Origin of the sequence: Enterococcus sp. BWR-S5 (assembly GCF_016745255.1) — a bacterium.
In the GTDB taxonomy this organism is placed as follows: Bacteria; Bacillota; Bacilli; order Lactobacillales; family Enterococcaceae; genus Enterococcus_L.
In genome coordinates, this window is record NZ_JADOEQ010000002.1 from 304,018 (window position 1) to 328,035 (window position 24,018).

Annotated in this window: 22 protein-coding genes; 9 read left to right on the plus strand and 13 right to left on the minus strand. The window is 39.0% G+C overall.

What is annotated here, in order from left to right; all coding sequences use genetic code 11:
- Positions 1-380 precede the first annotated feature (380 nt).
- The 7 genes from IW510_RS04030 to IW510_RS04060 all read right to left on the minus strand — a co-directional run bounded on the left by IW510_RS04030 (position 381) and on the right by IW510_RS04060 (position 6,694).
- Positions 381-746, minus strand: coding sequence for a hypothetical protein (locus IW510_RS04030; RefSeq protein WP_202057156.1), 366 nt, complete (start codon positions 744-746; stop codon positions 381-383).
- Positions 747-1,228: 482 nt separating this feature from the next.
- Positions 1,229-1,666: a hypothetical protein gene (locus IW510_RS04035; RefSeq protein ID WP_202057157.1), complete on the minus strand. Its 438-nt coding sequence runs from the start codon at positions 1,664-1,666 to the stop codon at positions 1,229-1,231.
- Between the two features lie 15 nt (positions 1,667-1,681).
- Positions 1,682-3,229: a hypothetical protein gene (locus IW510_RS04040; RefSeq protein ID WP_202057158.1), complete on the minus strand. Its 1,548-nt coding sequence runs from the start codon at positions 3,227-3,229 to the stop codon at positions 1,682-1,684.
- Positions 3,219-3,581: a DUF3958 family protein gene (locus tag IW510_RS04045; RefSeq protein ID WP_202057160.1), complete on the minus strand. Its 363-nt coding sequence runs from the start codon at positions 3,579-3,581 to the stop codon at positions 3,219-3,221. The genes IW510_RS04040 and IW510_RS04045 overlap by 11 nt, the downstream gene beginning before the upstream one ends.
- Entirely contained in the window at positions 3,578-3,886 is a 309-nt protein-coding gene (locus IW510_RS04050; protein ID WP_202057162.1) for a TIGR04197 family type VII secretion effector, read from the minus strand. Before IW510_RS04050 ends, IW510_RS04045 begins: the two co-directional genes overlap by 4 nt.
- Positions 3,887-4,127: 241 nt before the next feature.
- Entirely contained in the window at positions 4,128-4,469 is a 342-nt protein-coding gene (locus IW510_RS04055) for a YlbF family regulator (protein WP_202057164.1), read from the minus strand.
- Between the two features lie 68 nt (positions 4,470-4,537).
- Positions 4,538-6,694 carry a PBP1A family penicillin-binding protein gene (locus tag IW510_RS04060; protein WP_202057165.1) on the minus strand — a complete coding sequence of 719 codons (2,157 nt, stop codon included), beginning with the start codon at positions 6,692-6,694 and terminating at the stop codon, positions 4,538-4,540.
- A gap of 1,394 nt (positions 6,695-8,088) precedes the next feature.
- Here IW510_RS04060 and IW510_RS04065 point away from each other — a divergent pair.
- From IW510_RS04065 to IW510_RS04080, 4 genes are all read left to right on the plus strand, one after another.
- A complete protein-coding gene (locus IW510_RS04065) occupies positions 8,089-8,655 on the plus strand; it encodes a TetR/AcrR family transcriptional regulator (RefSeq protein ID WP_202057167.1) in 567 nt (188 codons plus the stop codon).
- Between the two features lie 45 nt (positions 8,656-8,700).
- Positions 8,701-9,141 carry a hypothetical protein gene (locus IW510_RS04070; RefSeq protein ID WP_202057169.1) on the plus strand — a complete coding sequence of 147 codons (441 nt, stop codon included), beginning with the start codon at positions 8,701-8,703 and terminating at the stop codon, positions 9,139-9,141.
- Positions 9,142-9,253: 112 nt separating this feature from the next.
- Positions 9,254-10,012, plus strand: coding sequence for an alpha/beta hydrolase (locus IW510_RS04075; protein ID WP_202057171.1), 759 nt, complete (start codon positions 9,254-9,256; stop codon positions 10,010-10,012).
- 866 nt (positions 10,013-10,878) lie between these two features.
- A complete protein-coding gene (locus IW510_RS04080; RefSeq protein WP_202057173.1) occupies positions 10,879-11,742 on the plus strand; it encodes an RluA family pseudouridine synthase in 864 nt (287 codons plus the stop codon).
- Between the two features lie 785 nt (positions 11,743-12,527).
- Here IW510_RS04080 and IW510_RS04085 read toward each other — a convergent pair.
- The 3 genes from IW510_RS04085 to argR form a co-directional block, all read right to left on the minus strand.
- Positions 12,528-12,863 carry a hypothetical protein gene (locus IW510_RS04085; RefSeq protein WP_202057174.1) on the minus strand — a complete coding sequence of 112 codons (336 nt, stop codon included), beginning with the start codon at positions 12,861-12,863 and terminating at the stop codon, positions 12,528-12,530.
- Positions 12,864-12,960: 97 nt separating this feature from the next.
- Positions 12,961-14,481, minus strand: a complete 1,521-nt coding sequence (locus IW510_RS04090; RefSeq protein WP_202057176.1) for a phosphomannomutase/phosphoglucomutase — start codon at positions 14,479-14,481, stop codon at positions 12,961-12,963.
- Between the two features lie 78 nt (positions 14,482-14,559).
- Positions 14,560-15,021 carry an arginine repressor gene (argR, locus tag IW510_RS04095; protein WP_202057178.1) on the minus strand — a complete coding sequence of 154 codons (462 nt, stop codon included), beginning with the start codon at positions 15,019-15,021 and terminating at the stop codon, positions 14,560-14,562.
- Positions 15,022-15,648: 627 nt separating this feature from the next.
- Between argR and IW510_RS04100 the strand changes: the two genes are divergently transcribed.
- The 5 genes from IW510_RS04100 to IW510_RS04120 all read left to right on the plus strand — a co-directional run bounded on the left by IW510_RS04100 (position 15,649) and on the right by IW510_RS04120 (position 18,950).
- On the plus strand, positions 15,649-15,969 hold the full coding sequence (locus tag IW510_RS04100; protein WP_202057179.1) for a DUF4176 domain-containing protein: 321 nt from the start codon (positions 15,649-15,651) through the stop codon (positions 15,967-15,969).
- A 4-nt stretch (positions 15,970-15,973) separates the two neighbouring features.
- The gene (locus IW510_RS04105) at positions 15,974-16,396 is read left to right on the plus strand and encodes a YwqH-like family protein (RefSeq protein ID WP_202057181.1); all 423 of its coding nucleotides are present in this window, start codon (positions 15,974-15,976) and stop codon (positions 16,394-16,396) included.
- Positions 16,397-16,411: 15 nt separating this feature from the next.
- A complete protein-coding gene (locus tag IW510_RS04110) occupies positions 16,412-16,675 on the plus strand; it encodes a TIGR04197 family type VII secretion effector (RefSeq protein WP_202057182.1) in 264 nt (87 codons plus the stop codon).
- A 13-nt stretch (positions 16,676-16,688) separates the two neighbouring features.
- A complete protein-coding gene (locus IW510_RS04115) occupies positions 16,689-18,440 on the plus strand; it encodes a polymorphic toxin type 30 domain-containing protein (RefSeq protein ID WP_202057184.1) in 1,752 nt (583 codons plus the stop codon).
- Between the two features lie 63 nt (positions 18,441-18,503).
- Positions 18,504-18,950, plus strand: a complete 447-nt coding sequence (locus tag IW510_RS04120; RefSeq protein ID WP_202057186.1) for a hypothetical protein — start codon at positions 18,504-18,506, stop codon at positions 18,948-18,950.
- 217 nt (positions 18,951-19,167) lie between these two features.
- Here the strand turns inward: IW510_RS04120 and IW510_RS04125 are convergent, their stop codons facing one another.
- The 3 genes from IW510_RS04125 to IW510_RS04135 form a co-directional block, all read right to left on the minus strand.
- On the minus strand, positions 19,168-21,192 hold the full coding sequence (locus IW510_RS04125) for an alpha/beta hydrolase (protein WP_202057187.1): 2,025 nt from the start codon (positions 21,190-21,192) through the stop codon (positions 19,168-19,170).
- 220 nt (positions 21,193-21,412) lie between these two features.
- Entirely contained in the window at positions 21,413-22,930 is a 1,518-nt protein-coding gene (locus IW510_RS04130) for an ABC transporter permease/substrate-binding protein (protein ID WP_202057188.1), read from the minus strand.
- The gene (locus tag IW510_RS04135; RefSeq protein WP_202057189.1) at positions 22,923-23,885 is read right to left on the minus strand and encodes an ABC transporter ATP-binding protein; all 963 of its coding nucleotides are present in this window, start codon (positions 23,883-23,885) and stop codon (positions 22,923-22,925) included. Before IW510_RS04135 ends, IW510_RS04130 begins: the two co-directional genes overlap by 8 nt.
- Positions 23,886-24,018: the final 133 nt, after the last annotated feature.

The following is a 24,018-nucleotide window of genomic DNA, read 5'->3' on the forward strand; positions in this document are numbered from 1 at the left end:
ATCATTTTCTGCAAAAACGGTCAGTAAAAACATACGAAAATTTGTTCGATTTTTATTATTTCAAGCTCACTGAAACCATATTTTTAAAAGAAAAATAGCCGATTGCTAAAGCCCACTTTTTAAGCGAACATTCAGCAATCGGCTAAAGGACTGGTTATTAAAATTAGAAGCCTTGTTTTTAGTAGGTTAAGCAAGTTATGATATCTTTGAACTTCTTTAAACTGTTATCAGAGTGTTATCACCTTAAATTGTTAAATCTAGCTGTTCCCTTTGAGTTTCTTCCAAATAAAATTGAGGTAAATCAGGATAGCTTTTTCTACATCAGCTAATACATAATTTCCACTTTTTATTTTCTTCTCAAGCTCCCGTGCTGTATTCATTCAAATATTTTCCGTATCATCTAATGATTTAGACCAACTTTTTTGGTAATAAATGCCGTTAACATTTTTTATTTCATCCTCTGTTAAATCAAAGGATTCTTTATCCTCCCCTAGAGACCATAATGCAGCAATAGCTACATACTGTATTTCTGATCTAGGTATTCCTCTGGTGGAAAGAGGATCTTTACCACTTGCCAAACATTTGACACGTTGTAATATTACTTCATTTTTGGTTTTGATTTTTGCAATTATTGATAATGAGTTGTATAGTATGCTGTCATTTTCCAAATACAAGTATTCCAATAATTCAGGTTCAGTAAAAATTCCATTACGGAGTTCTTTATTTATTTTCACCCAAGATTTCATAGATATTTTCCTCCATACTGTTAATTTCAATAACCAAGTAATGCTTTTCTTTCCAGTATATAATTTTCGAATAATTGATTTGCTAAGTTATAATTTCCCATCTGTTCTGCTAATTGAATTTCCTTCATGTAAGCATTAAACTCGGATTTGAATCTGTTGATATTTTGATAATTATATTCTGGTCCAGGGAATCCATTAGCTAGGTCATCTAGATAATGCTGTTGTTCGTGCAATAATCCACTATAAGAAACATCTGTTGGTATTGTAATTTGGGGATCTCGAAAATCGCTTTTAGGTGCATAACCTTTATGTGCATTATCATATTTGTAATTGAATTCTACCCCTTGATTTGATAGTTAGTAATAGCATAGGACTTTATCACTTGATTGACAGCCTTGTGATAAAGTGATTTTTTACTTATCTTTTTTAAACTGACTTAAAGATTTAACCTAAATCAACCGCTAATCAATATGGGCTAATAATTAAGATTGATTGTAACTTTCCTTCCACTGAAAATTTTGTTGAATATATTCACATAACGCAGGAATATCAGCAACACTCTTTTCACAAATTTCTTTATACTCCTTCTCTGCAAAATATTTATCGGCTCCCATAACTTGATTTTCTTCATACAATTGCTTATTCATCAAATAGAGTTTTTCAGGAACTAGGCTGTAGTTTCGAGTCTTTTTACCATAAAAACTTTCAAAAATAGTCCACTTAACATTACCAGAAAAAGAATTTACGCAATGTTTCAAATCAATATATATTTCATCAGATAATAAATCTGAGAAGCGAAATATCAGTTCTGGTATCTGGCTATATACATTATTTTTAGAATACATCTGCCTTACCAATTGTTTCATTGGAAAATGCTTATAAAAATAATCAGCAATACAAGTGTCGGTGTTTACATTCATATTTTATCTCCTTAATCACTTTATATTAATCCCATCTGGATTTAATTCTCTAATAGCTTTAAAATAGGCATTTTCTAACATAGGCACGTCATTAAATCGTGGATCATAAATATACTTACCATCAGAATATACATGATGGTATACATAATCTTTTATCTCCCCATATTCCATCCCCTTCATCCAACCTGTGTCAGAAGTAATCTCATAAATTTTTCCTTTTCCACCAGAAGCTTTGTACAAATCTTCTGCTATTTCATCACAAGCAAAACCTCTGACTTCTTTATAAAAATTCTTTCTTCGGGAAATTTCTTCAAGTACCCTCTGGTTAGCCCCACCAGCCTTAGTGTAAGCGGAATTTCCAGTACTCTTGCTTTTGTCTAATGTATAATTTTTTCCATTTTTACTACTTGAAAATACATCATTAGACCCGCTGGCATGCTTAGTATCTGCGGCATCATCCAACACATTCGCTACATTTTTAGAAGTTGAAACCTTTGTCTTTTTATTCAAATAAACCAAGCCGGCCATTAAGGCTAAATCTAACAGTCCTGTTTTATTTGCCATCCAATAGGCAGATTCTATATGTGCATTTGCTTGACCGGACCATTCCCAACCTTTAGGAAGCTGGTTCGAGTTAAGGTAATTCTTGCCATCACCTCTTCTTCGTGCGGCTAGGTCCAGTTCATAGATTTTCTCCCAGTCGACCACTTCATAAATGCCTTCTAAGTTCTTGCCGTATCTTTCAACATACTCCTGTAGCTCTTTATCAAACACTCTCACGCCGTCTTTATCGATAAACCACATGATTTTTATTTCTTTGGTTTCCGGGTCTTCATAAGGCCAAGCATACACATTATGCTTTTCAAGTTCCTTGATTTTCTTCTCATGGAATTCTTTTTCTTTTTTCTTGATATTATCAGCTCTGGTTTGCCACTTCTCTGCGATTGTTGCTGTCCAGCCTAGGTCTGATGGAATCGAGAATCCACTGCCGGTAAATGAAGTACCCGCTTGAGCGGCTCCTTGACTTACCATTGCTTCCAGTTCTGAAATAGCTGAAAAAATAGCCGGAGAAGTGCCATGGAAGTCCAATAGCTTATCCAATTTTTTCTGTAGCATATCTCTGGCATCTTCTAACAGGCCTCTCGCCTGACTATTTTGATTTAATTGTCGTATTTTGAAATTATCTGCCAAATCCTTGCCTTCAATCGTTGCACGAATGGAATCCAAATGGCTAATTTGCCCGTTCAACTGTTGAATCTTTTCTTCGAGTTCCTCTGACTTCAAGTCACCACTATCCACGGTTCCTTGATAGTCCTGTACGAATTTCTGGCAGGCTTCTCCGACCGCTTCCGAGAGTAGAATACCCGCTTTTGTCAGCGGCATCAACACAGCACTATAAAATCCTTTTGCATTTCTATAGGCCGTAGAGTTCAATCGATCCTCACCAATGAAATGCTGTAGTGCCTGTAACATATTTTCATAGGCCTGCTGATCTTGTTGGCTTTTGGCTAAGACACTGGCTGCCTGACTTTGAGAAGCTCCTACAAACATATTAACACTCATTCATAGATACCTCCTCGTTAGCAAGTATGCTTTCGCGCGCATAAGAAAGCTCACTTTGGGTATCCTCAATATCTCGTTGCTTCCTATTCAGCTGTTGCCGTTCCTCATCCAACTCGCCGAAAATATGAGTCTCACGATGCTGTAAGCCATCTAGTTGCTCGCTTAAATACCAAGTGAAATCAGTCTGTCGGAACTGCTCCTGCATCTCTGAAAACAAGGTCGAGGTGTAATGGAAAAATTCTTCGTATTCTTCTTCAAGCTGTCTCAGATGCTTTCTTCCTTCCGTCACTTGGTCCAGTTCTTTCTCCAACAACCGCTCATCCTGTTGAATATCCTCCAACGACTGCGTCATCTGCCTCCCACTCCTATAGGTGAAGGAATGGATATCAATTTTCTTACCACTTGATCTGCGGCTTCAAATTCATTCGCAATACTTTGTAAATTATTTGATGCCTGTCCGATGGCCTGCACAATGTTATTCTGACCACCCAGCATGGCTTGAATGGCTTCCTGTGCGTTCGTATTTCCACCAACCGTTGTTTGCGTATCGCTTAAAATCGCCCCGCCACCGGCAGCTCTGTCCAAGGAATTCGCAATCTTTGTCGCAACCTGTCCAGCAACCACTGAACTACTTTTCACTTCTGCTATCCCACTCATAGTAAACCTCCTTTTTTTAATTGTACATAAAAACTTTACCATAAGTGCAGATAGGCAAACAACGATATAAATAATATTTTTTTGAGATAAGAATTTATTGCTTACTTAAACAAGTTTAAAAATTAGGGGTTTATTAGTTACTGTGCAAACTACTATCAACATGTTATCACAAGTAAAGGAAAAGCCTTTAAACCCTTGAAAAACAAAGGATTTAAAGGCTTTTTTTCTCATTCCCACTCAATTAGTTACTATACAAATCACGGATTGGTGTCATGATGATGCGGTTCAGGTCATTAACAATCATACTGAATGCCTGTTCTTTTTCCATCATTTTACTAATCAAAGCAGTATTTTGAACCTCTGTCGCCAGCTGTTGTGCTTTCTCAGCATCTGCTTCAGAAAATTCTTCACCACGCATTTGTTTTTCCTGCAGCTCTTGTTGGAACGCTTGGAATTCCTTGAATAATGTGTGTGCTGCTTCATCCGCCTGCACTTCACCATAGGCTTCTGTTAATTCTTTAAATTCCTTCATCTCTCTTAATTCGCGTTCCAGCTGATTCGCTGTATCATAAATGTTTGCCACGTTTTTAGCCCCATTTCTTCCAATAGTTTCTTTTATTGTAACACTTCTGTTCCGCATTTCAAAAAAACTTATTCACCGACCAGTCCGCCAAAGAAATCAGATACTCCGTCCTTGACATTGTTCCAGCCTTCTTTGATTTGCTCGCCAATGTTTTTGGCACCTTCCTGAACCTGACCGCCGATATCCTTGACATTGTCTTGCCAATTGCTGCCATCATCTATCGTTCCGTCTTCACTGGCTCCCACTACGGCTCCGCCTGTTGCATACGCATCAGCCACTGTAAATGGTGTATTTGGTGTATTCGGCAAAATCCCGCTGGCCTGACTATTAAAGACACTTGATGCATAGCTGGCACTGGTTCCTTCTAAATAATGGGTTTCATCTGTCACTTCGTAGCCCAGCCATGTAGCTATCACCACATCCGAAGTATAACCGACCACCCATTGGTCATTTGTTTTGGTACTATCAAAGCTCGTTTCGGTTGTCCCTGTTTTCCCGGCCATTGTATAGCCATATGGATTGGCATTAATCCCGCTTCCTGAGCTGAATACGCCTAACAGCATGCTGGTAATTTCATCCGCCGTTTCCTGAGAAATAATCTGCTTTGACTTAGCATCTGTTTTATCAACAACGACTGCTCCTGTAGAATCAACAATCTTTGTAATCAAATGTGCTTCCGCCAGCTGACCGCCGTTAGCAAAGGCACTGTAAGCCGCTGCCATATCCATCGGCGAGACCCCAGTTTCAATACTTCCCAGAGCTAGTGGATAGCGCTTGTCCGCCTCGTTTAGTGGAATACCAAATGCCTTGGTTTTTTCGAAGCCTTTATCCAAGCCGATTTGATTCAAGAGCCAGATAGCCGGCGCATTCAGACTTTCACCAAGTGCCTGATACATAGGTACCTCTCCTTGGAATGTCCGACTGAAGTTCTGTGCCGGATAGTAATCCTGCAATTGGTCTTGTAAAATACTGGTTGGTGTATAGCCAGCTTCCAAGGCCGGTGTATAAACGGAAATTGGTTTTAGCGACGACCCTGGTGAACGCTTTGTTTGGGTCGCAAAGTTAAACCCGCGATACACGTGTTCGCCACGAGCACCAACAACGGCTTGAACCCCGCCTGTTTTAGGATCTAATGCTACAGAGCCGCTTTGTACCATCGCACCGTCTTCCGCATTTGGAGGAAACAGTGCATCGTTGGTATAGGTTTGCTCCATCGCCAGCTGATAGTTCTGATCCAGAGCAGTGTAAATCTTGTAGCCTTTCGTCAACAGGTCTTCCTCTTTTAGCCCGTAACGGTCCACAGCCTCATCAACTACCGCATCAAAATAATAAGGATAGCGGTAATCAGAATCTGCATCTGTGTATCCGTCACTGAGGATACTTGCCATATCAACACCAGCTTCACTGTCAGCTGTTGCTTGATCTAGCTTGTTATTTTCCACCATTAACTGAAGAACGGTGTCCCGACGATTGATTGAATTTTCTAAATTGTCGAGAGGATTATAAATTCCCGGCCCCTTCAGCATCCCTACTAAAGTCGCAGCTTCACCAATTGATACCTCGGAAGCACTAACACCAAAGTAACGCTTCGCCGCATCTTCAACACCCCAGACCCCGTTGCCGAAGTAAGAGTTATTCAGATACATAGCCAAAATGTCTTCCTTTGAATATTTCTTTTCGATTTCAATAGCCAGAAACAGCTCCTTGGCTTTTCTATCGAGCGTCTGATCCAAGGTCAGGTAGGCATTCTTTGCCAACTGCTGGGTAATGGTACTCCCGCCACCGACAATTTTCCCCATCGTGACTCGACCAAGTAATGCTCTAAATATCCCTTTGATGTCATAACCGTTGTGGCTATAGAAGTTTCGATCCTCTGTCGAGATAACTGCATCCTGAATATAAGGCGATATCTGATCCAGCTCAACAAAGGTTCCTTTTTGCCCAAACAGTTTACCGGCCTCGTCATTGTTTTTATCATAAATGATTGTGGACTGCTGAAGCCCTTCTTTTAACGCTTTAACATTTGCTGCCTTAGCCAGTGTAAATAAATAAATACTTGTTACCAATACAGCAACCATCGCCAGCAGTACGATAATTTTATTAATCTGATACTTTTTCCAAATTCGCTTTCTCCATTTGTGAAAACGAACCAGGTAGGGCTTAAGCCAAGTCCAGAATCGCTTGATGACCGAACCGGTCTTTCTCATAAATTCTTTAAAATCCATAAGTGCTCCTTTTTGTGTTCTGTAAAGCCTACAAAAACGACAGTCATACCAAGCCGTTTATTACTTAAACCAGTAAGCAATAGAAGCTTTTCACGGAATGAAAATTTTTGCAGGACTTACATAGATATTTTCACTATTTTAACACAATTTATTTGTTGATTACTAAGACCTCCGTATGATTTTAATAGCACACAACGAGGTTTTACTCATTCTACCACGATTTCCTTTCGATTTTATGTAGAAAATGTTAAGTTTTCTCAAACAATCCCTTGCTAACAGGCTGATTATAGCTTGGCCTGTATCAACCAGAGCAGTGTACCACAATCATTTTCTTCTATAAAATACCTCGTAAAAGTGATTATTTTATCTCAGCTGCTTTCTTCTAACGATTCCTATAGCTAATGCTTCAATCAGTAGTTTACTTAACCTCTTATTAAGAAACGTTACATTGTACTCACTGTTTTTTTCCTTTTTATCAAAAAAATACACATAGAAAATTCACAACCTCAGAGTAGTATATAGTCATACCAATAAACAAACCCTAACACAACACTTTTTCATTTTTAACTCCTTTTTCCCGCCCTCCCCCAAAGGGCGGGTATTTTTTTATCCACAAGAAAGTACCATTCCTTAAGGGGCTGATTATCCTCATTTCAACTATGGCAACGAGAATAAAAGAAATCACCCAGCAGGAATGCTGCCGTCTTAGAGTTTCATTAAGGAAATTTTTACACTTTCAAAATGTTTCCTACACAAAAAATTCACAACTTGATTGTATAGTTAACTCATACCAATAAACAAACCCTAACAAACACTTTTTCATTTTTAACTCCTTTCCCGCTCTCCCCCAAAGAGCGGGTATTTTTTTGTCCAGCTCCATTCATCACGATGTGTTTATTTTTCTGAAGATAAACCACACCACACATTTCTCAATCGTCTATCGATTCCACTAAAGCAAGCTTAGTCTTTCGTTAAGGAATCTTTTACACTTTCAAAATGTTTCCTACACAAAAAATTCACAACTTGATTGTATAGTTAACTCATACCAATAAAACAAACCCTAACAAACACTTTTTCATTTTTAACTCCTTTCCCGCTCTCCCCCAAAGAGCGGGTATTTTTTTGTCCTCAGTGTTGTCCTACCCAAAGTACCCATTTTCATTTATATGTCATTTTGAATAATCTTTCACGCAAACACATAGTTCCACGAAGATACTCGTTCAACTATTCCACCCAAAAATACATAGACGTAAACTCCGCCGATCCACCATTACTTAGGTTTATCCTTAGTTTTTGTATAGTTCGTTCACATATTGAGCTTGACTTATACAATAGTTTCTTTAAAATATTAATTACATTAGTTTTTTTATTAATTCGATTAACGGAGGTGAATTATGCCAAGAAATGGTGTCGATGCAGAGAAAATTGTACAGACAGCAGTTCAAATGACAGAAGAGAATGGTTTTGAAGCGGTCACACTCAAAGAAATCGGAAATAGACTCGGAGTTAGTTCTCCATCTTTGTATAATCATATTGGTGGATTATCCGAGCTTAACGAACAAGTCTCTCACTACGCTATGGAGCAATTACGTGATATCTTGGTACGAGCTGTCATAGGGTGTACCGGTATAGATGCTCTCAAAGAAATGGGACGCGCCTATATTCTGTATGCACGCGAACATACAGGGCTTTACGAAACTATTCAATGGATGAACATTGCAGCGAATGTAGAAGCGAACTCTCTTTTCTCCGAGGTAGTACAAGTAGTATATAACATTGGTGAGCACTTAGGGATGGACGAGTTGGAGGCATCCCATATCATCCGTACTGTCCGCAGCTTAGCTCACGGCTTTGCCAGTATCGAAAGTCACAATGGGTTTGCTCACGAATCCAGCGTTGAAAGCAGCTTTGAATATGCAGTAGAAACCTTTATGCTGGGCGTTAAAGCGAATCAGCGATAATTAATTTTTAATCCCTATAGATGGGACTAATAAGGAGAAGATAAAATGGAAAATGTACGAGTTTATGAACTACCGAAATGCAAGATGGTATCATCTAAATGTGGAATGTTTGGGGATACAGCTTTGGATGAATTTGACAACTGGCTATCCTCACTGCCGAGAACAGCATTTCCTCAAGACTATTTGTGGTTTGATGAAAGTCAAGGCGGTTTTGTATGGTACTATATCTACCATGATGGTTTGGAAGTCCCTGATTCCTTTGATATTGTGGACTTCTCTGGAGGTCTATACGCGGTTGCCTGTGGTAAAGACGGCGAAAATAATGAGCACACTATTGCCGCTATTATGCAGTTCATTGAAGGAAATAGCCATTTTTCCCATGATGCAAACCGCACACAATTAGGCAATGTGATTACACCGCCTACTGCGCAAGAGGCTTTGGGATATTCACAAATGGATTATTATGTCCCTATAAAGGTAGTGTAGTTTTTCGCTGTGTAATGACCGCGAAAATAATGGCTCATTACAGTAAACGGTCACTGATTCGTTGGATGGTTAAGTTGATAATAAAAAATCTTGTAACAAATAGGAGTTAAATATGGCATTAATAGAACTAAGCTACTACTCACAGGTGCTCAACCTAAGCACAAAAGTTGTTTGTATTTTACCAAACACCCCTCTTCAAGATATACCAGTTGTCTATCTCCTTCATGGTCTGGGAGGTGACAGTACAGCTTGGTCACGCTTTTCTACGATTGAGTATGATATCGAAAAAATGAACATTGCGATAATCATGCCCCAAACCTCATCGGGTGCATATACAGATACAGCTTATAGCGTAAAATACTGGGAGTATATCTCTCAAGAACTGCCCCAGACAATCCAAACATTTTTTCCACAACTCAGTACTACACCGGAAAAAACCTTTGCTGCCGGACAATCACTTGGCGGCTACGGTGCTCTGAAGCTTGGATTTGGAACTGATAATTTTTCAGCAATTGCCAGTCTATCAGGCGCCCTTGTAGATGGTGAACATTTTGACGAGGCCTTTCAATTTGCGTCAAAAGAGTTTTTTGAAGGAGTTTTCGGAGACTTACATCACTTTAAGGGATCAAGTAATGATATATTTCATCTGGTAGAAAAGAAGATAGCAGAAAACAGGCCTATTCCACAGGTTTACTTGGCTTGCGGCACAGAAGATCCTTTCTATGAAACAAATAAACGAGCAGTGAAGTTGTTTAGAAAAGGAGGCCTTCACGTGCAGCTCAAGTCATCAAAAGGTTCTCATGATTGGCACTATTGGAATGAGGAAATAAAGCATGTCCTTGTATGGCTGAAAAATCAACTAGATAAGTAAGAACATCAATGTATGTGCTTGAATCTGTTTCATCTTTCTCCGGCTTCTTAAATGGAAATTGCCGGACAAACCAAGCAACAACCAAAAAGTGTTTGCATGCAGGTCCACGACTATCGTTATACAAAAGGATTGGTGTACCATTTGCCTCCAGACATTCACAACTAAATGGATACAATTGTAGATTCCTTATCTTTTCGTTAAGGAATCTTTTACATTTTCAAAATGTTTCCTACACAAAAAATTCACAACTTGATTGTATAGTTAACTCATACCAATAAAACAAACCCTAACAAACACTTTTTCATTTTTAACTCCTTTCCCGCCCTCCCCCAAAGGGCGGGTATTTTTTTGTTCTCTATATCTATAAAAAATAAAATTCAATCTGCATATTGGATTTTCGACTAATGCTGCAGCTGTCTTTTTGGGCTATTGTAGGCAGCTTCAATTTCCATTCATTTCACAGATATCCTCAATTTTGTTTATCCTTTTCGTCATACCTATTTATGCTACAACGCTGCGATACCTCTCACTGGATGAAGGAATCTGTCTGTTCTTAAGCTTTCATTAGGAAATAGTTTACACTTTTGAAAAAAATCCTACATAAAAAATTCACATTTGCTTTGTATTATATAGACATACCAACAAATTAGTTTAAATGTTTGAACACATTTAAGCAGACAACCCTAACACAACACTTTTTCATTTTTAACTCCTTTTCCCGTCCTCCCCCAAAGGACGGGTATTTTTTTGCTTTAAAGAGCTAAAGGCACTCAGACAAGCGCAATTTCCTTATTTTTAGTTTATCTGCTACACTAAAGCAGAAGAATTTTTCTTAAAATGCTAAAAGAACTGGGGCGAGAAAAACGATGGATATCACAATCCAATTACCAGATAACTTTCAAGAAACGACTATAGATGAGCTGCTGGAAAAGGACTGGCTGGTCCCTAGAAAAGTCAGGCATTTTCTACGCACAAGAAAAAATGTCATGGTCAACGGGCAGGCAGTCCGCTTCCACTTACCGGTGAAGGCAGGAGATACCCTCTCATTACATTTTGAACAGGAGGACTATCCTACTCCTAATATACATATTGGTGATCCTTCTTTGCTTACTATTTTGTTTGAAGATGAACATTTAATTATTGTGAACAAGCCGATTGGTATGAAAACCCACCCCAATGAACCGGAAGAACGCGATACACTTCTAAATCAGCTGGCTGGGTATCTTACTCCCAAGGGACAATTTCCCTATGTCGTTCATCGATTAGATAGAGAAACAAGCGGTTGTATCGTTTTCGCAAAGAATCCGTTCGTTTTGCCGATAGTTGGTCAAATGCTGGAGCAGAAAAAGATTTATAGACGGTATCAAGCAATTGTTTCCGGAAAAATAGAGCGGCCCTCTTGGACCATCAATAAGAGCATAGGCCGACATCGCCACGATCGTCGCAAATATGTTGTTGATCCGAAAAAAGGGAAGCATGCGGTCACTCATGTGGAAAAAGTATCTTATGACCAGCAAAACAATCAAACAGCTGTTTTCTGTACACTTGATACCGGTCGAACACACCAAATTCGTGTCCACTTAAGCAACGAAGGTTTCCCTATCGTCGGTGACCCATTGTACGGAAGAACCTCCGCTAAGCGTTTAATGCTCCATGCCTATGAACTGCATCTGCTGCATCCCTTTACAAAAGAAGAAATTATTGTCCAGTCTTTACCTGGTTTATGGTAATTTTATGCTAGACTGAGCGATTCGTCTGAGATAGGAAAGTCTATCTCAGATTTTTTTCTGTTGGTGCGCCTCAGCTCATTATTGCAATCACAATAGGTAAGATATATTATGCTATAATAGAGGAAAAACAATAGGAGTATCACCAAATAATGAAAAAAATAACAATTACGCACATCCCTCTTGTACTAAGCTGTAGTATGATTTCATTCATCGCTATTTTCTCAGTCATCAATCATTTTCAGAACAATACACTATCTTTGCTATTCTTTGGGCTTGTCTACCCCATCGGGATCCTCTTAGCCTTGATAATTTTTTTAGCCCCCTATACCACATTCTATCTCGAAAAAAATAAATTAACTGCCAGCAAATTCCTAGGTCTGCGTAGAAAAACCTACGACCTTGACCACAACTCTGTCCATTTCGGGCATAAAGTTGTTCGAAGACACAGGAGAAGACGGACCACCTATTATCCTATAGAGATTGAAACAAAATCGCTGCCCAATAAAAAAACCACGTATCTTCTTTGCGGCAAAATGTCCAGTGAAAAATTCAGTCAATTTTGGAGCAGTTATTCAGAGCAACAATAGTTAGCTTTCAACAACAAAAAAGAGGAAGCACTGACTAGATGCCTCCTCTTTTTAGTACTGTATAAAAGTAAATTTTGAACATTGACTGTTATTCATATAGTATTGATTTATATGGACTGACATAGAACTTTTTTTCGAGCTGTTCGTCAGGGGCTTCTCAATAGGACTGTCTATTGTTAAAGCAACGAACAACAATTTTTAGTATAGCTTTCTATATGCGTTCATTGTACCACTGTACGTGATATAGCCTGGGCCGGAGCTTAGCGGCATATACTGCTGACGCTCTAAAGTCCCCATGTACAGGTACCCATTTTTAATGTCCCCAAACCCTAGCTTTGTAGGTGCCCAGCTGACATTAAAGAAGTAAATCTTCGTTGTTTTTTCATAGCTTGGTGCATCCGGGTAGTACCCAAAGCCTCGGCTGGCAGCTACGGCATCTGTATCCACGACTGTCGCCTCTGCCTGGTCAGCTTGAAACAAAGTAAACATCCCACATAATGCTAATCCAGCAATTACATATTTGATTTTCTTCATAAAATCCCTCCTCTATTAAACATTATAAAACAATGCCTTTTCAAAAGAAAGAGTTATTTTACAAAAAGACAACTTTTTATAAAATAAAGAAAATACTTTAATTTGATAACAACTGAATCAGGCTCGTTTGGTCCAATTCTTCATAAGATTGAAAGAAGGTCTTCAGTCGTTCGAAGACGAATCGATTTTTCCCTTCCACATCATTTTCTACTTGAAGCACCAATAGCGGTTCATGGAGACTCATCCGCAATAAAAACCATCCGCTGCCATAGGTTCCAGAGACATCTACACGAACGCCTTCATGGTTCTCCGGGTCAATTGCCATTCCTTCTGTTTTATCAACAAAAGCAGCGATGTCTTGAATTACCTGCTCACCATACGCACGAACATTTTCAGCTAAGATTTTGAACCGAATCTCCTGTGTCTCAGCAGGCTGCTGCAAATCAGCAATCAACTCGCCAAGTGACCGCCCTTCCTCTCTCAATCTAGGTAAAAGCATCAACAGCTTAGCTATCACGTATGCACCGTCATCTAAATCATAATTTTCTTTAAATGCCGCATGGCCGCTTGTTTCAATTGCTAACGGCGTTTCGATTCCTTCCTTGTTCAAATCAATCATCTTATTAATAACATTTCGATATCCTGAAATATAACGCACCTGCTGCCCGCCTTTTTCCTCAATAAAAGCTTTCAGGTGACTTGATGTTGGAGAATTTGTCACGATACTGCTGCCCGGGTACTCTTCTAAAACAATCGTAGCCAGTACAGCAATCAGATTGTTGCGATTGATTACTTCTCCTGTCCGATCCACAACTGCTGAACGATCCACATCTGTATCAAAAATCACACCTAAATCCGCTTGATTGGTCAGCACAGCCTGACGAATACTCTCCATCGCTTCTTTGTTATCCGGGTTAGGAATATGATTAGGAAACGTGCCGTCCGGCTCTAAAAACTGCGAACCTGTTGTATCCGCTCCCAATGCAGCCAACACCTTCTCAGCAAAAAATCCTCCCGCACCATTCCCCGCATCAACAACAATCTGAAATCCTTTTAAAGGAGCCGCTTCTGTCGTCTTCATCCCTTGGCGAATTTTTTCCACCATATCGGCAGCATACGCGGTCAAAATCTCTGTTTTCTCCACGCTTCCAGGACCTTCAGCCAACGGTGCATCACTCTCTGCCGCAATATAAGCAATATCCTCCTTCTCCGCTCCTCCGATCTTTGTAAACAGCTTCAGACCATTGAAATAGTATGGAAGATGACTGGCAGTAATCATAATTGCTGCATCACAGTCATATTGCGGAAATTGAGTAGCCATAAACATTGCCGGTGTCGTAGCTAAACCAAAATCCATTACATGAATTTGATGCGCTGAAAAGCAGTCAATCAGCGCCTGTTTTAAGCTATCAGCGGTGATTCGGCTATCATGGCCGATACCAATGCGCAGCTGTCCTGCTTCCTGTTTTTCGGCTAAGTGTTTTTGATCTCTCAGCCAGTGAATCATGCCAACGCCGATTTTTCTTACCTGTTCCGCAGTCAGATTGGCTTTATACTCCTCTGTATCTACAGCAATTCCCCGAAAATCCGATCCATTTTGTAACGCTTTCAAATCCATGTAACAAAAACTCCCTTCATTTTTTCTATCATTTTTATCTACTGTCTATTCATTTTATAAGGTCTTTCTACTGCCGGCTTACTCGTTTCTCATCATTGCTTCAAAGCGCTTAACAAGTACCTCTGCTTCTTCCTCTGAACGGGAAATGATAATAATGGTGTCTACACCTGCAACCGTTCCTGCAACTTCACTGTAATTAACCATATCTAAAAAATTTGTTACAACATCTGCTCTACCCATATCCGTATGCACAATCACAGTAAACTGCACTCGTTCAATCCGAATCACTGAATCCTTGATTGATTCTTTTAGCTTATCTTCCTGACTATCCGTCTTTTTTTGAGAAAAAATAGCATACTTTACTTGGCCATTGGAACCATGTATTTTCACAATACTCATTTCTCGTACATCTCTGGAAACTGTTGCCTGCGTAGCTTTCACACCGGCAGCTTCTAAACGTGCAATCAACTCTTCCTGTGTCTCTATCTCATTTTCAGTAATAATTTGTCGAATCAATCGCTGGCGCTCTGTTTTCTTCATCTACACCGCTCCTGTTTAGTATTTTCTTACATTATAGCGAAAGTCTTCAAAAAAATCAGTCCTTTTTGGTAAATTTTACTCTTTTTATCAATTTCTCAGAAAACCTTCGTTTCTATTCTGAATAAAATCACAGAGATATGCAAATGAAACACTGCGAAACAAAATTCTCAAGAATAAGAGTGCCACATACTGCTGTAAAAAAAAGCTATATAAGTAAGAGAAAGCGGGACATAATCTATGCTCTCTAATCTTAGTATGTTTTTATAGCGCTGTTTGTAAGGTCTTAAATGGTGGCATCTGTAAGGTAATTGACTTATCTTGCTTAGCTAGTTGTTTAGCAAGTGATATGGAATTTGTGCGTTCTGGTCAGTTGTCGTTATCTCTCGCTTGGCTTTTCTGTTGCATTTTCATGTAGAAACCTCCATATATATTATTTTATCTTACATATATAAGGTAAATAAAATTTAATAGTCAACTAAGATAAACATTAGATAGTTGTATTTTCACAAATTTTATAGATTGCCCGAATAACTTTTGGTATCATTAAATAAACATAATGATTATATAAACGTAATCATTAAAAATCAATGCAAGGTATTTGATTAATATATTTGAGGAGAGATCACTATGGAAACGACAGAATTTTTACCATTGGGAACAATTTGCATCGTTAAAGGAAACACCAAGAAACTGATGGTCATTGCAAGAGGTGTTGCAACGGTTATGGAAAGACATCCTCTCTACTTCGATTATGGTGCTTGTTTATATCCAGAAGGGTTGCTTGGCGATAGTCTTATTTATTTTAACCACGAGGATATTCAAAAAACTGTTCATGAAGGATATGTCAATGATGAGAATGAATTGATGCTAGAGAATTTAGCTGCTGCTATTAAGGAGTCAGATATTCCAAAAGGAAATGTCTACCAGTTGCAACAAAAAGAGGTGTAGTCAGATGGGAAAAAATGATGCAGAGATTTCTTACTTACAAGGTCAAAAAAGTCGACAACAGGCTGAACTAAGTCAAGCAAAATCAGATAAATTGGCGATAGAAGAAAAACTGGAGCGTCTGGAGAAAGCAAAAAAGAATGTCAATACGATTCAAGGAAATATTGGCACACTAAAAAGTATTGTCTCTAAAGAGAAAGATCAAGATGCTTGGAAAGGTACAAAGAAAGATACATTTGAAACAAATATGTCTGCTCTGGATAATCATTATAAAACCTATTATAACGGTGTGGATCGTCTCTATGACGCGATTTGTGATGAGATTACTAGGTTGGAAAACGAAGCAAATGAGACGGGTGGCGTAATTGGCTGGCTACAGAATAGTTTGAACAGTATCGGAAATGAGCTGGAAAAACTATTTCATTTTTAAAAGAGGAGGTTCTCTATGTTTGGCACAATACAAATTGATGAAGTTATGTTTTTGGCAGCCGTTTCAGGAATGCAAACGAGTGCCTCAGAATTAGTTTCTGGAATCGAAACGTTTCCAGATTATCAATCTGACTCTCAGACAATTACTCAATACAAAGAGCAATATGATACGTTAAAAAAAGCACTCACTAATTATCAAAATTTACTAGTACGTGATTTGGCTATGATTCGACAAGCAGGAGAGGCATTAGTCGAAACAGATAACCAATTACTAAAATAAAGAAGGTGAAAAAATGAGCTATCGCATTTGTTTTGACGATGTAACAAACATTCATGTCACAACAAGTCAGTCTTTTAATAAGTGTGGTGAAACACTGAGCAAATTGGCTGAACAAGTAACGACTTTTACAAACCTTCCCAGTTTAAAAGGAAAAGCTGCGGATAGTATGAAAGCCTATCTACAAGAAGTTCACGGTACTCTGCTAGCAAGTATCAGTGAATTGATCACAGAATATCAGGTACGATTTCTATTATACAAAGATGAATTGTTTCAGTTAGATAATGATTTACATGCAGAATTAGATGAAGCGACCTTTGACTCTCTCTTGTCTTTCTTTCCAAATTCACAGAACGGGTTTCAAAGTGAAGTAGGAGATTTAAAAAGTGTTGTTGATACAATTTCAGATTTGATTTCTGAATATGGTCCTAATGATTTAAGTATAGATAATGGCTACGGTGAGCTGATTCACTCGATCACAACTCTGAGAGAAGATGTTGGTACTTGTGAACACACACATGCTTCTAACGATTTAACCTCGTTCAAAGAGCTATTGTCATCTTTTGAAGGTCTTGTTTCTTCGTATATGGGACAATCTAAGTCAGTAGCTATCCAATACCAGTCTGGTGCCATTGCTGATATCCCTGTAGCACAGCAATTAAACACAGCTTATGCTAATTCACAGGCTAGGCGAGCTGGTTTGGAGAATAAGATAAAGGATGCTGCTGGGCGAGATGAACAACGGTTTGCACAATTAGAAAAAGAAGCAGCAGAGGAACGAGCGAATCAAGGGATCTGGCAAGCAATAGGAGCTATTGCTACTGTACTTGTGGGAACGGTTGCTATCGTAGCGACAGCTGGTATGGCAACACCAATTGTAGCAACTGCTTGGATTGCAGGAAGTGCTTCAGTCGCTTATGGTGTATCAAATTTAACCGAAGCAGGACAGCATATTTATTATGGTTCTCAAGGAGATGCAACAACTTTTGCTTTTAATCCTTTAAGAGATACAGTATTTATGGGGAATCAGAAAGCTTATGATGCATTTGGCTTTACTGCAACTTTTGTAGCAGGATCAATGATTCCTATTGGTAATGCGGTAAATATGGCGCAATCTGCAGGTACATCTGTTACAAAGGCTGTTATAATAGGAACCGGAAGAAGCGCTGTAACTGCTGCAGCTGGATATGGCGGAGGCGTGATTGGATCTAATATTGGCTATACAATCAGTAAAGACATATTTGGGACAGACCACTTGACAGCTCAAAATTGGGCAAATGCTTTTGGAATGGCAGGTTCGTTTATAGCTATGAATCGTGTGTATAAAGCAACTGGTATTAATTATAAAAAAACTGGTTCAGGTGATTTTTCAGATATTAAGGGCTCAACGTATGAGGATGCTATAAATCGAGTACCTAAAAATGCTAATGAAAGTACTTTTAAACCTAGCCAAACGATTAAAGAAGGAAGAAAGTTTAATTGGACATCAAAAAATGGAACAAAGTATTTTATGGAAGCTCATGGAAAAGATTCCTCTGTATCTTCAGCTAATAATGCCGGAAAAGGATGGGTAACGAGGATTAAACAAGGAAAGAATTATTTTGATCCGCAAACAGGAAATTGGGTTAGAAGTAATGTTTTTAACCCGAACAGTCCAAGTTATAATCCTGCATTAGTGAATGGAACTCATATTCCAATTCAGTCACCTGTGCATATATGGAATTCACCTTATCCATATATTCCACAGCCCCATGACAAAAAAGAGTAAAGATAGATAAATCAATCATATATTTTGATTTATTAAAATAATTCTACAATGAAGGAGAAATGAATGGACTTAATAAAACGTGCAGAAAATTTATTTTCGTCAAAAGCTACATTTAATCAGAAACAAGATTTTTTAACCGATATCCCAATATATTACGACTATCCATCAAAGGAAGAAATTGAACTTGCCCCTGAACTCGCTAATCAATTGATTAAGTATATTCTATTTGAGACAGATACTGATTTAAGGTATCTTGCAATTTGCGCACTCATTCCTCTATACCACATTGTTGCTGTATGCTTGACAGGTGACTTGAGCGAAATAGCGAAAAATATTGATGATTTTAGTGTGGTAGAAATTTCAGGGTTATTAACTATATTGGGGTATTCCGGGAATCAAACTTACAAAAAATATATTGAAAAATTTAGTGATACCCCTGAGTTAAAAGAGGATGTAAAATATGCTTTGGCTGATTTGGATTATATATCAAAAAAAATAAGTTCAAAATAAGCGAAAATCCTTCATGAAATATTTCAAATAAGGTTCCTTTATGGATTGTTGGAGCATTTCGATCTGATAGGATGCTTGATAGAAACAGAGTAAATGCTTCATCCTATTTAAAAGGTGCTAACAGTCAAATAATTTTATATTCAGAAAATGAAACTTTTCCATACTGCTGAAAAAAACGCAGGACAATCAGTCTCTCGACCTTGTCCTGCGTTGTTAACTATTTGAAAACAATCACCTTAGATTCACTTTTGTTGCCCTTATAATCCTTGTTAATCAGATGAACGAGTTTCTCCTGACCTTTAGGAATAGTTATCTGGAATGCGCCTTGACTATCTGTTGAAGCAGCAGCCAATAGCGTGCCATCTGCGTTTTCAATAATTATTTCGGTATTTTTTTCACCTGTCCCCTGTACAACACAGCCGTCATTTGTCTCAAGAATATTCGTGATTGTTGCAGCGACTGGTGGGGTACGGTCTGTATTGATGACCTTCGGCTCTGAAAGCAATGTAAGAGCATAATCCTTTGAGAAAAACAGCTTATAGCCCAGCTTCGCTCCTAATGCTGCTCTAATTTCTCCATCCTCCTGCGGTTGATAGACCAAATTTTTCTTTTGCTTCTTTGTTCCCTTCAAGGCTTCATCTCTTGTTTCGGCGCCTAGGCTGTAGGTCACATTCGGATACGTCGCTAAAGAATATGTGTCATTCAAAGCGGAGAAGGACAATTCGTAGGTTTCACCGGCTTTTACAGGAATCATTTGTCCTACTACGCCAAAATTATGATAATTTCTACTGTAAATACGTAAGCTTTCTCCGACTGGAACAGCAGTCACCAGCTCATTCTTCAGAACAAACTCGCCGATTTCATTTTTCCCTAACGGAGCTGAGCTGAAGTGTTGGTTATCCACGCTAACCGCCCAATTTTTTAACTGTGTATTTGTTGCTGCAAACATTGGGTTCGCCAACAAATTAACATCAGCAGCTATTTCAGGATGCTTTGTTTCCAATTTTCCACTTGTTTCTAAAAAGGATTGAACGGTTGCAACATATTGTTCAGGAGCAACAGCTATTGACACACCATGTCCCGCGCCGGCAACAGTTAGTTTTTCCTTATAGCCAATTGCTTTATCATATAACAGCTCTTGTGCTGCCTGCGGAATGAAGCTATCTGCATCACCGTGGATAAATAGTTTTGGAACCCCTGTATCATCGACTGCCTCAAGTGGTGATACGCTATAAATATCCATCCCTAAAATCGGTTTTGTTTTTTCATCATTCAGCTTCTGAATTAATTTATCTTCTCGGCCTTTCCAATCATAATTCTCAAACATCGCATTTGAGCTAAGAAATTGGGAAATAAGCCCCAAGGTGTCTTTAAACTGTTGTTCAACTGATGAATAACCGCAATCCGCAATATAGGCAATGACATTTGGATGTGCTGTCTGCTGCGAGAGAATTGTCGTTGCGGCTCCCATTGAAACACCAGCCAAAACAATTTTCTGGTCCGGTTTCATTTGTATCTCTTGATTAATCCAGCCATTTAAATCGTCTTTCTCATAATGACCAAATGTAATATACGAACCTTCGCTATTGTTGTGTGCACGTATATCAGGGATCAGCACATTGTAGCCCATATCAGAAAACATCTTGGCATGTGCCAGCATACTATTCTGCCCCGCTCGATACCCATTATGAACAATAACCGTTTGGTCAGCCCCATTATCGATATAGCGAGAATACAGGGTGATATCATTTTCTGTCGGTGCTTCATAAGCCGTTTGATAGCGCTCAGATGTATTTATCAAACCGTTGAACCATTCCACATAAGGCGCTAAATCAGCTTCATTTCCTGCTGTATTCGAACCTGCAATCATGGAATACAAGGTGTCCTCTCTTTTGAAACCAAAATCAAAGGCCAGCTCAATCACCACGCGATCAAGGATGCTGTCCATAATACTTCTCCCCAATGGATTTTTCCCAGTATAGCCCTCTACATATTGCTCCAGATAACCGGAAATCTCCTGTTTCTCTCCCTCAGTCATTGCTGCTGCACGCTCCAGCAATGAAGACGCACTGCCTTCTTGAATCGTTGCATCCGGAAAAGTAGTTGTCGTATCTTCCCCCACAAGAAATACCCCTTCATTAATTTCCTGATACGGATTTTGCTCCGCTGCTGCCGTGACAGTGCCAATAACACTCCCCAAAATTAAAGCTGAGCTTGCTGTGATTAATAACTTCTTTTTCATCCAATCCCTCCAAATTATTATTTCTTAACAAGAATAATAACAAATAAACCAACTTAAAGATATATAAATATTACTAAAAAGAACAATTAATTTAATGATACCAAAAAAATAAAGCATCGCCCTCAAACTGCTTATGTTTATGCAGCTTGGCAATGCTTCACACGATTACTATATTAGTCTTTATTTCTGTCGTAATTTCAGATTATCAACGGAACAGCGATTATTCCTTAATTAACTTATTTTCAACTAGATAATCATGAGCAACCTGTTGCGGGTCTTTTTCTTCTACATTAACCTGATAATTCATTTCGCTCATTTCTTCTTCCGTAATTTTTCCTGACAACGGTGATAACCATTCTTCCAGCTCAGGGTACTCTTTCAGTGTTTCTTCTCTAATAAGAGGCGCTCCCTGATAAGGCGGAAACAGCTGCTTATTGTCTTCCAAAGTGACCAAATCATACTGCTTCAGTTCGCTGTCTGTGGAGTAGGCATCAACAATATTGACATCCCCATTATTGATTGCTTGGTAGCGTAATGACGGCTCCATTGATTGAACAGACATATTCAGTCCATACAATTCCTGCATCCCTTTGTACCCATCATCTCGATCAATAAATTCAAGAGTAAATCCAGCTTTCAGCTGACTGGCAATCCCCTTCAAATCTTCAATTGTTTTCAGGTTATGCTCTTCTGCAAAGCTTCGTTTCACAGCAACCGCATAGGTATTCTGAAATTTCATCGGTTCCAGATAAGCCAGCTTGTCTTGCTTGGCAATTTCCTTTTTCGCATATTCATACACTTCTCTTGGATCATTCGATGTATTTGTATTTTCTGAAATAAAGGTCTCCAATACGGTTCCGGTATACTCCGGATAAATATCAACTTCTCCTGACTTCAACGCATTATATAAGAAACTGGTTTTACCGAAATTCGGTTTCAACTCAACATGGACATCACTGTTTTCTTCAATCAGCTCTTTGTACATATTGATGATGATATCCGGCTCAGCCCCCAGCTTCCCGGCAATCGTCAATGTTTTTTGCTGTCCATCATAGCTGGAATATGCAAAAGAACCAACCAACAGAACCAACAGTAAAACAAAGGAACCAACAATTTTCTTCACACTGGCTTTTTCCAGTAAATGAATACCATAATTGAATAGAACAGCCAATAAGGCAGAAGAAATTGCACCAATCAAAATTAACGAGATATTATTGCGGTCAATCCCCAGCAAAATGAAGGTTCCCAAACCGCCGGCACCAATCAATGCTGCCAAGGTGGCTGTACCGATAATCATTACTGCTGCTGTTCGAATACCGGAAACAATGTACGGCAAGGCCAACTGAAGCTCAAACTTTACCAGCTTTTCCTTTTTTGTCATACCAAAAGCCTCAGCAGCTTCTTCTAAGGATGGATCAATTTCAGTCAATCCGGTATAGGTGTTTTGTAAAATAGGAAACAGCGCATAAATCACCAACGCAATAATTGCCGGCGGTGTTCCGATACCTATCAGCGGAATCAGCAGGCCCAACAGTGCCAAAGAAGGAATCGTCTGAAAAATCCCTGTAATCTGTAAAACCACTTCAGCAATTTTTTTGTATTTTGTCAGTAAAATAGCAATCGGAATGGCAATCAAAATCGCAATCAGTAACGATAGCAATGACAGCTGGATATGCTCTACTAATGCTTGGACATAATCATCCTGTCTGGATGTAAAGGTTTCTATCAGATTAGTCATTTAGCGGCTCACCTGCTTCCATTTGTTCCTTCAAGAAACGTACAATCGTCTGAGATGTAATAACCCAATAGTCACTTTCCTGCGAAACAACGGTTACTGTCGCTTCTTCTGTCAGCAGATGAACCACCTCGGATAACGGCGTGTCCAGAGTTACTTTTGCGCCACTCTCACTAACACCAGGTTCCAGCAATCTTCTCCGCTGTAGCTCAGCTACCTGATAATCCGCCAAGCTTGGTGTATCATGCTTGAAGAATTGCGCAACAAAGTCATTTTTAGGCGCTTTTCTAATTTGCTCTGGTGTATCGACTTGAACAATGGCTCCATCCTTCATAATGCAGATACGATCGCCAAGAAGCAGTGCTTCATTCATGTCATGGGTCACAAAAATGATTGTACTGGCCAGCTCCTTGTGCAGCTCCTTAATCAGCATTTGCAGCTGTCCCTTGGAAATCGGGTCCAGTGCACTGAAGGGTTCATCCATCAAAATAATATCCGGCTTTGCAGCAATTGCCCGTAGGATACCAATTCGCTGCTGCTCACCACCGGAAAGCTCTGCCGGCTTCCTGTTCATATATTCCTCCGGGGAAAGTCCCACCTTCGTCAAAAGCTCTTTCGTTCGTTCAGTACGCTCTTCTTTTTTCCAGCCCTTCATTTCAGGTATCAGCTCAATATTTTCGGCAACCGTCATATTGGGAAATAGCGCAATCTGCTGTAACACATACCCAATTCGCAGGCGCAGGTCTTTCAAATCATAGTCAATGATTCGTTTATGGTCAAAATAAATATCCCCATCTGTCGGCTCAATTAGCCGATTAATCATTTTTAACGTTGTCGTCTTCCCGCTTCCGCTGGGACCGACCAATACAAAGAATTCTCCATCTTGAATCGAAAGATCATATTCTGCCAATACCTTCTGACCTCCATATTCTTTCGATACATGTTGAAATTCAATCATTTTTCCACCTCAATTTCTATCTACATTCTAAAATTCTCATTAATTAAGTATACGGTATCCCTTTTTTTCTTACGAATATCTTGTTTTATTTCTCAGGAAAACAAACATCCATACTGAGAAATCAATCGAGCCC

Coding starts and splice junctions, on each gene's coding strand:
- IW510_RS04030 (WP_202057156.1), bottom strand. CDS start 746: ATGAAATCTTGGGTGAAAATAAATAAAGAACTCCGTAATGGAATTTTT.
- IW510_RS04035 (WP_202057157.1), bottom strand. CDS start 1,666: ATGAATGTAAACACCGACACTTGTATTGCTGATTATTTTTATAAGCAT.
- IW510_RS04040 (WP_202057158.1), bottom strand. CDS start 3,229: ATGAGTGTTAATATGTTTGTAGGAGCTTCTCAAAGTCAGGCAGCCAGT.
- IW510_RS04045 (WP_202057160.1), bottom strand. CDS start 3,581: ATGACGCAGTCGTTGGAGGATATTCAACAGGATGAGCGGTTGTTGGAG.
- IW510_RS04050 (WP_202057162.1), bottom strand. CDS start 3,886: ATGAGTGGGATAGCAGAAGTGAAAAGTAGTTCAGTGGTTGCTGGACAG.
- IW510_RS04060 (WP_202057165.1), bottom strand. CDS start 6,694: ATGGATTTTAAAGAATTTATGAGAAAGACCGGTTCGGTCATCAAGCGA.
- IW510_RS04065 (WP_202057167.1), top strand. CDS start 8,089: ATGCCAAGAAATGGTGTCGATGCAGAGAAAATTGTACAGACAGCAGTT.
- IW510_RS04070 (WP_202057169.1), top strand. CDS start 8,701: ATGGAAAATGTACGAGTTTATGAACTACCGAAATGCAAGATGGTATCA.
- IW510_RS04075 (WP_202057171.1), top strand. CDS start 9,254: ATGGCATTAATAGAACTAAGCTACTACTCACAGGTGCTCAACCTAAGC.
- IW510_RS04080 (WP_202057173.1), top strand. CDS start 10,879: ATGGATATCACAATCCAATTACCAGATAACTTTCAAGAAACGACTATA.
- IW510_RS04085 (WP_202057174.1), bottom strand. CDS start 12,863: ATGAAGAAAATCAAATATGTAATTGCTGGATTAGCATTATGTGGGATG.
- IW510_RS04090 (WP_202057176.1), bottom strand. CDS start 14,481: ATGGATTTGAAAGCGTTACAAAATGGATCGGATTTTCGGGGAATTGCT.
- argR (WP_202057178.1), bottom strand. CDS start 15,021: ATGAAGAAAACAGAGCGCCAGCGATTGATTCGACAAATTATTACTGAA.
- IW510_RS04100 (WP_202057179.1), top strand. CDS start 15,649: ATGGAAACGACAGAATTTTTACCATTGGGAACAATTTGCATCGTTAAA.
- IW510_RS04105 (WP_202057181.1), top strand. CDS start 15,974: ATGGGAAAAAATGATGCAGAGATTTCTTACTTACAAGGTCAAAAAAGT.
- IW510_RS04110 (WP_202057182.1), top strand. CDS start 16,412: ATGTTTGGCACAATACAAATTGATGAAGTTATGTTTTTGGCAGCCGTT.
- IW510_RS04115 (WP_202057184.1), top strand. CDS start 16,689: ATGAGCTATCGCATTTGTTTTGACGATGTAACAAACATTCATGTCACA.
- IW510_RS04120 (WP_202057186.1), top strand. CDS start 18,504: ATGGACTTAATAAAACGTGCAGAAAATTTATTTTCGTCAAAAGCTACA.
- IW510_RS04125 (WP_202057187.1), bottom strand. CDS start 21,192: ATGAAAAAGAAGTTATTAATCACAGCAAGCTCAGCTTTAATTTTGGGG.
- IW510_RS04130 (WP_202057188.1), bottom strand. CDS start 22,930: ATGACTAATCTGATAGAAACCTTTACATCCAGACAGGATGATTATGTC.
- IW510_RS04135 (WP_202057189.1), bottom strand. CDS start 23,885: ATGATTGAATTTCAACATGTATCGAAAGAATATGGAGGTCAGAAGGTA.